The following is a 6,676-nucleotide window of genomic DNA, read 5'->3' on the forward strand; positions in this document are numbered from 1 at the left end:
TCCCACACCAGAGCAAAGGCATCGCCGCCAATGCCATTGGAGGTTGGCTCCACCACCGTCAAAGCCACCGCCATTGCCACGGCTGCATCCACAGCATTGCCGCCCGCCCAGAACATCTCCATGCCCGCCATTGCCGCCAAAGGTTGGCTGGTGGCCACGGATCCCTGTCTGCCCATCACCACCCGTCGCCGCGAAGCAAACGGATAGCGATCCAGGGCCTGCCGCAAAAAAGTGGGTGCTGGCATATCGCTACGCGACGCTCTCGCGAATGGGCTGGGCTCCCTACACAGGCAGGTTATCGCTACGCGACGCTCTCGCGAACAGGAGTGTGGCCAACTCCGCAAAGCTGTCCACCACCACATCTGCCCCGGCGTGGCGCAGTTCCTCGGCGGTGAAAGCCGTGGTGAGGCCCACCGCAAAACAGCCAGCCCCCTTAGCGGCGCGGATCCCATGGGTAGAATCTTCAATCACCCAACACAACGCCGGATCCAACCCCACAGCGGCAGCCGTTTTCAGGTAAGGCTCTGGGTCGGGCTTGGCCCGCTGAATGTCTTCGGCGGTAATCACCGCGTCAAACCAGCGGTGCAGGTCGAAGCGCTGGAAAATCTGCGCTTGATCCCGGCGGATGGCCGAAGTGGTGACGGCCAGGGCAGAAAAGCGCTGGCGGCTGGCCGCCAAAAACTCCAGCACCCCCGGCACCAGGGGTACCTCTGCCAGCAGCTCGCCAAAAGCCTTGGCCTTTTCCTCGATCAGGCGCTGCACCAGCAGGGGCTGTTCCGCAGGCGGGGTGTCCGTCTGGTGTTGGACAAGGTACTCGAACATGTCGCGGTCGGTGCGCCCCTTGAACTGCAGGGAGATGGGGGCCAAATCCAGGGATAGGTGGCAGCGTTGCAGGGCAATGGCCCCGGCGCGGGCATGGATTGGTTCCGAATCCACAATCACCCCGTCCATATCGAAGAGCAAGCCGGCAGTCACGTCAGCCTTCCCCTGTTGTAGGCACAGCACTTTGGATTGCATAGACATTATCGCTACGCGACGCTTTCGCGAATGGGCAAGCACGGGACAGGGATCCCCTTTAACAACCCTACTGACCCGTCTCCATCCCCCACCCGCAGAAGCGGCTGGTGATCTGCCAAATGGGATCCAACACATCCGTCAGGGCGTGGTCACTCTCCACCGCCACCAGTTGGGCCCAGGGGCGACGGGCCACATAGTCTCGACTGGCTTGAATGGGGATGGTGTCGTCTTGGATCCCGTGCACAATTAGGGTGGGCACAGGCCGTCGCAACGCCCCATCCGGGTAGCGCTGGGCATCGGCGACAAAGCCGTACTCCAAAGGGAGAGGGCGGCCTTCTCCGTAGTGAAACACCATGAGTTGTCCGGTTCGCTGCCAAGTCTCCACCGCCTCTGCCCCCAGCCGCGGCAGCCAATGGCCTAAAAAGCCAAAAGCCGGCGCCAAGAGCACCAAGCGCTGCACGCAAGGTTGTCGTTCGGCAACCCAAGCAGCCACCAGGCCCCCCAAGCTAGAGCCGATGAGGGTGACAGGGGGGTAGTTCATCTCGGCAAGCTGGCTGGAAACCTGCTGGATCTGGCGGGTCAAGGTGAGCTGGGCAAAATTGTCCTGGTTCAGATCAGGCACCTGAACAGGGATCCCCACCTGCTGCAGCCGCTGCCGAAAGAAAGTTGCCTTGGCCGACTGCGGCCCAGAGCCGAATCCATGCAGGTAAATGGCCAACACGGAAAGGGATCCCTATGGCCCTGTGGCTGCCGAGAGCCAGCCTGCTCCCAACACCACGCTGATGGAGAGGAAAAGGGTCGCTACCGTCCAGGTGATGCGGTTGAGGTTTTGCTCAGCACTCTTGGAGCTGGAGAACAGCTGGGCCTGCCCGCCAATGCCCGCCAACCCATCCCCCTTAGGGCTGTGCAGCAGCACCAAGATCACCAGCAAGATGGCCGAAGCCGACCAGAGAAACTCGAAAAACGCTTCCATCGCAGCGGATCCCTGTAGGGCAAGTTGCTAAGGCCATTATCGCTTGGAATCGCATCTTAGCGCACCCTGTCTCGGCATCGCTCCCATTTCAGAATCAAGTTGGCAGGTGCAGACCCACCCATCTTCTGTGGCATCCTCCCGGCGCTCGTCCTGCGGACAGAGCACAGGCTTCCCTTCCCGTCAGCAGGACGGAGTCCTTACCTCGCGGCTGGGCATTCCTGCCCCACGCCACTTGCCTGGGTCTACAACCCCCGACAAAACGACTGGACAGGTGGCTTCCCTTCCCCAGCCTCCCTGGCTACTGCCAGCTCGCAAAACAACCTCTAATCCACCCAGCACAGTTCCCAAGGCTGAGGCTGGGTCCCGATGCACCCGGTACCGGCATTCAGGGCACTGAGGCCCCCCGACAGCCCAGCTGTTGCTGACTGTCCCCCAGCACTTGCGACCGATTTGGCTCCTCCCTTTGAGGTCAACCTTGGCAAGGTCCACCTCACCCTTCCAGCAAACCCACTCCAGAAGACATAGAACCTGTCCCCAGGCAGCCTCGACGCAATCCTTCAGGTCACTAGACGGGGAGAGAAGCTGGCGGACGAAGATATCGAGAAGATATCGATGGATATCGATCTTGCTTGAGAATCTGAACTGGCTGGGCTAAGCCATCTCTTCTGGAGGTGTTGTTTTGCTCCAGTTGTTTTGCCCCAAAAGGCGACCCCAAACGGGGCCGCCCGGTCTTTATCCAGCCCTTATGGAGATTTCCAGAGGATCCCCACCTCACCTACAAGGGCAAACAGTATTCACCTCAGTAGCTTACGCCCCGGTAGGTCAGGGGCTGATGAGGGTGAGGCATCGCTTTCTTGCTGGTGTGGTGCACACAGAAGGTTTGACCGCGATACTGAGCTTGCAACTCCTCATCACTGAGCTGAGTATGCGCAGGAACGTAGTCAAAGGTGTTGCCACGGAAAGAGAGTTTCATATATCGCCTCCATCAACGAAGGGTTGAGTTTGTTGTCGTTGGGCCCTACGCCACGGAAAGAGTGGCGCGATTCAGTTGAGGCGCGTTCCTTCGGGAAGACCCCTACTTCCGTCTCTGCACAGCTCCAGGCCACTGGTGAGCCAACTGCAGAGATGAACGATTTATCCTATGTCTGTATCATAACTTACGGTTTTGCAGGTTTTTTGGGGGATTTATAGAAATTTAATCCGGCCATACCCGCAAAAGGGATCCCTTGCCGTCGGCTCTTCCGCGGCTTCTCGGGCCTGACTGGGCAATCACCTATGCACTTTTCGGAATAGATTGCCGCAACCGGTTCCGGGCCCAGGGCACCAATCCCGTATTCGGCCAGTCTCCGCAAAATTCTAATTTCTTCTATTTCACCGCCTGCGCAAGTGCCTGCAGCCCTGCTCGCAGACGTTCCTCGATGTCGGCCTCTAGCTGTAGTGTTCCGGCAGCGTCCAACTGAATTTGAGAACTCAGGATATAAACCCCTCTCAGGATGTGGGTTGCCCCCATCACCGCCAGCACAGGTTTCATCGCAAAGTCGATGGACAGCAGATGGGCCAGGGTTCCCCCGGTGGCAATGGGGAGAATCACTTTACCGGTAAAGGCGTCTTGATCCAGCAAATCCAGCAGTGCCTTCAACACACCTGGATAGGAGGCTTTGTAAACGGGAGCAGAGATGACGATCCCGGTAGCTTGGGCCACCTTTTGCTGAATTGCCTTGAGTTGAGGGCTATCGAACTTGGCCAGTGCCAGATCCTCTGGGGGCAAATCCCGCACCGAAACAAACTGAGTGGTCAACCCCAGATCGGACAGGATCCCGGCAGCGTGATGTAAAACGGCTTCTGAGCGAGAAGGAGTGCTGGGACTACCGGAGAGCAGGAGGATGCTGGACATAGGCCGCAGACAGAATACTGCCTCAGTTGTACCAGGGATCCCACGTGAAAGATGATTAACCCACTCTCGCCCTGCCCCAGCATGCACGATAGCTTTGTCTCTCGACGTCATTCCCTGCTGGTCAAATTGCGGGCAAAATATGCCCCCCCCCAACTCCCCACCTACTACAAGGGGTCGGGAACGTGATAGGTTAGATTCAGCAAGGGTTTCAGCTTGCTAAACTTGAGATTGATTTACGCGGGCGTAGTTCAGTGGTAGAACGCTAGCTTCCCAAGCTGGATGTCGTGAGTTCGAGTCTCATCGCCCGCTTTCCCCAACCAACCGGCAAAACCCGCTTTCCGCAAGCATTCCCGGGCTTGGCCTAGTCCGGGAAATCAATGAGCTCAAGGTAAAAAGGGGTAGTTCGGGGTCAGTAAGATCTCCTTGGCCAGTGCCCAGTTAGGCAATGAAGCATGCAACTTTACGAGTACGACTTCTATGCCTGGACGCAAAAGCAAGCCGCACTGCTGAAATCGGGGCAGTGGGATCAACTGGATATCGCCAACTTGGTGGAGGAAATCGAGGCTTTGGGCAGGCAAGAACGCCGGGAATTGCTGCACCGGCTGGGGATCCTGGTAGGGCATTTGCTGAAGTGGCAATTGCAACCCCACCTGCGAGGCAAAAGTTGGCGGGCAACGATTACTGAACAACGCCGCCAGATCCAGCGATTGCTCAAAGACAGTCCCAGCCTCAAGCCCGATCTTTCGGCAGCCCTGCAAGAGGCTCACCAGGACGGGATCCTGTTGGTGGTGAGAGAAACACCATTGTCTGAAGCAGATCTGCCTGCCCAGTGTCCCTACACATTTGAGCAGGTGATGGATCCCGACTTTTATCCTGGCAAGGAAGATCCCCAGTGATCTGCTCAGCCCCCGGAACCAGAACCAGGGAGGGAGGGATCCCGACCCCGGTGGGTCTCCATCTGGCTGTCCACTACCCGTCGCAGCACTCCGTTGACGAAAGCGGCGGCCTCAGGATCCCCGTATTTTTTGGCCAATTCTACAGCTTCGTTGATGGCAACCTTCACGGGGCTGCTGGCCAGTATTTCCATCTCCACCACCGCCAGGCGCAGGATATCTCGTTCGATCCGACCAACCCGCTGCAATTGCCAACCCACCAAAGCCTTTTGCAAACGAGCATCAATCGCCTCCTTGTGGGTTCGCAGGGCAGTTAACAGTTGCAAAGCGTAGGCGCGCACTTCTTGGGATTGGGCAATGTACAACAGTTCCGGCATGGACAGGGCAACGCCCACCCGGTTGACTGCTCTTTGGGACAACTGGACAACCTCATCCAAGATGTGGCGGACGCTGTGCAGCCGCTGTTCCAGGTGTTCTAAGGCTTGGCCGGCGTTGCCGAGGGCCACTTGCACCTGCTGGATTAGCTCCAGCAATTCCCCCCGTAAGGCATTGGGGTCAGGAACGTCCGCCTCCTTCAGAGTGATTTCCAGGCGCTGCAGGTGTCGTTGGGCCTGCTGAAGGCGGAGGGTGACGGAGCGGGATCCACCCTCTTCCTTGGGATCCGAATCGGCCAACAATAGAGGATCGCTCTCGTGCAACAAACGGTCGCTGCGCTGGATTTCCGCCGCCGCTGTGGAGAGGGTTTCATGGGTCTCTTCACTCAGGGCGCGGATGGCTGCCAGCAGCAAGTCCTCCAGTTGTTTTTCGCTCAGTTTGGCCGCCGTGGCTGGCAGTTGATTGACCCCCAGCAGGGCCAGTTCGCGGGCAATACGCCGAGGTTGCATTGCAGAATATCCATAGCTTCTGAAAGACTGCCCCATTGCCGCAAGGCGGCGCGCAAGCGCTATCGGGCTTAGCCATGCTAGCAGGTTGCCAATCCATGAAGAACGAGAGACTCACCCGGTCAACCGGCCCTAAAACTGCGACTTAACACCCGAAACACCAAAGATGAACTCTGCTCTGTGCCAAAGCGAGATTGGCTGGATACCGAGAGGGTGAGCCGTCGTTTGCTGCGGGTGATGCCCACATACAGCAGCCGCAGCCGCTCCGCTGCCAAGTCCAAAAAGGCTTGCTTGGTGGCCGAGTCGGCCTGCAGCTCCCAGCCGCCTTTGGGGCTGAGCTGTCGCAACTGAGCCAGGGCCTCTGCCTGCATATCCACTTCATCCAAAAACTTCAGCCCCAGGGTTCGCTCCCCGTACTGGGTGGGAAACTCGTAGGCCGACACTTGGGGGATGAAGACCTGATCCCATTCCAGCCCCTTGGCGCGATGCAGAGTCGTGACAGTGATGCTGCCCGGCTCGGGGTCGAAGGCGAAGATCTCCGAAGGCAAGTTGTTGAGGCGGTGATCCAGAATCACTTGAAATTCTTGGGCGATCTCCTGCCAATCGGTTTCGGGCAGGGATCCCAGCACCTGCTCCAGCTGATCGATTACATAGCGACCCACAAACAGCTCTTCCGGCTTGCGGTAGAGGCTTTGAACGATCACATTCAGCACCTCCGGCCAAGGGGATCGCCCGGCCCGGAGCCAACCGGCAAGGGTGCGCAGCAGCCTGCCCAAGTTCTGCCAAGGCGGGCCATCGGGCAGAGCGGGAGCCTCACCAAAGTTGGGAAATAGCAGCCGCTCCGGCAGAGAGGCGCGGATCCAGCTCAACATCGGTCCCAGTTCAGCACGTGGGATCCCCGCCCAATCCGCCAAGCAATCCACAGCAGCAGCCAAGCGAGTGGGGGCAGTGGGCTGGGCAAACCAGTCGATGATTCCCTTGAGCTGCAACAACACCCGCCGCTGACTGGGACTGCCCC

The 6,676-nt window shown here is 58.7% G+C and carries 9 protein-coding genes, 1 tRNA gene and 1 riboswitch; of the genes, 2 read left to right on the plus strand and 8 right to left on the minus strand.

The genetic code is table 11. The features are described from left to right. The 6 genes from NW837_RS10675 to ssuE all read right to left on the minus strand — a co-directional run. Nucleotides 1-245 (minus strand): gamma-glutamyltransferase (locus NW837_RS10675; RefSeq protein ID WP_414331388.1); only part of this gene is annotated, 245 nt, incomplete at its 3' end. 37 nt (nucleotides 246-282) lie between these two features. Beyond that, nucleotides 283-1,017, minus strand: a complete 735-nt coding sequence (locus NW837_RS10680; protein ID WP_414331390.1) for an HAD family hydrolase — start codon at nucleotides 1,015-1,017, stop codon at nucleotides 283-285. Nucleotides 1,018-1,084: 67 nt separating this feature from the next. Continuing rightward, complete coding sequence (locus NW837_RS10685; RefSeq protein ID WP_414331391.1) at nucleotides 1,085-1,738, minus strand: YqiA/YcfP family alpha/beta fold hydrolase; 654 nt, start codon at nucleotides 1,736-1,738, stop codon at nucleotides 1,085-1,087. Nucleotides 1,739-1,750: 12 nt separating this feature from the next. Then, nucleotides 1,751-1,990: a preprotein translocase subunit SecG gene (secG, locus tag NW837_RS10690; RefSeq protein WP_011433676.1), complete on the minus strand. Its 240-nt coding sequence runs from the start codon at nucleotides 1,988-1,990 to the stop codon at nucleotides 1,751-1,753. 799 nt (nucleotides 1,991-2,789) lie between these two features. After that, entirely contained in the window at nucleotides 2,790-2,963 is a 174-nt protein-coding gene (locus tag NW837_RS10695) for a DUF4278 domain-containing protein (RefSeq protein WP_083757650.1), read from the minus strand. 79 nt (nucleotides 2,964-3,042) lie between these two features. Then, a riboswitch (Glutamine riboswitch) is annotated at nucleotides 3,043-3,124 on the minus strand. 232 nt (nucleotides 3,125-3,356) lie between these two features. After that, nucleotides 3,357-3,884: an NADPH-dependent FMN reductase gene (gene ssuE, locus NW837_RS10700; protein ID WP_414331394.1), complete on the minus strand. Its 528-nt coding sequence runs from the start codon at nucleotides 3,882-3,884 to the stop codon at nucleotides 3,357-3,359. A gap of 237 nt (nucleotides 3,885-4,121) precedes the next feature. Here ssuE and NW837_RS10705 point away from each other — a divergent pair. Both NW837_RS10705 and NW837_RS10710 read left to right on the plus strand, forming a co-directional pair. Further along, nucleotides 4,122-4,193 (plus strand) — tRNA-Gly (locus NW837_RS10705). Nucleotides 4,194-4,336: 143 nt separating this feature from the next. After that, nucleotides 4,337-4,780: a DUF29 domain-containing protein gene (locus tag NW837_RS10710; protein WP_414331397.1), complete on the plus strand. Its 444-nt coding sequence runs from the start codon at nucleotides 4,337-4,339 to the stop codon at nucleotides 4,778-4,780. A gap of 5 nt (nucleotides 4,781-4,785) precedes the next feature. Here the strand turns inward: NW837_RS10710 and nusB are convergent, their stop codons facing one another. Together nusB and NW837_RS10720 are read right to left on the minus strand one after the other, a co-directional pair. Then, complete coding sequence (gene nusB / locus NW837_RS10715; protein ID WP_414331399.1) at nucleotides 4,786-5,661, minus strand: transcription antitermination factor NusB; 876 nt, start codon at nucleotides 5,659-5,661, stop codon at nucleotides 4,786-4,788. Between the two features lie 119 nt (nucleotides 5,662-5,780). Further along, a partial coding sequence (locus tag NW837_RS10720; RefSeq protein WP_414331401.1) for a 3'-5' exonuclease occupies nucleotides 5,781-6,676 on the minus strand: 896 nt, incomplete at its 5' end.

The organism is Synechococcus sp. R6-10, from assembly GCF_047461815.1.
Lineage (GTDB): Bacteria > Cyanobacteriota > Cyanobacteriia > Thermostichales > Thermostichaceae > Thermostichus.

Bases quoted from the DNA above. Each gene is read 5' to 3' on its own strand.
- NW837_RS10680 (WP_414331390.1), bottom strand. From the start codon at position 1,017: ATGCAATCCAAAGTGCTGTGCCTACAACAGGGGAAGGCTGACGTGACT.
- secG (WP_011433676.1), bottom strand. From the start codon at position 1,990: ATGGAAGCGTTTTTCGAGTTTCTCTGGTCGGCTTCGGCCATCTTGCTG.
- NW837_RS10695 (WP_083757650.1), bottom strand. From the start codon at position 2,963: ATGAAACTCTCTTTCCGTGGCAACACCTTTGACTACGTTCCTGCGCAT.
- ssuE (WP_414331394.1), bottom strand. From the start codon at position 3,884: ATGTCCAGCATCCTCCTGCTCTCCGGTAGTCCCAGCACTCCTTCTCGC.
- NW837_RS10710 (WP_414331397.1), top strand. From the start codon at position 4,337: ATGCAACTTTACGAGTACGACTTCTATGCCTGGACGCAAAAGCAAGCC.
- nusB (WP_414331399.1), bottom strand. From the start codon at position 5,661: ATGCAACCTCGGCGTATTGCCCGCGAACTGGCCCTGCTGGGGGTCAAT.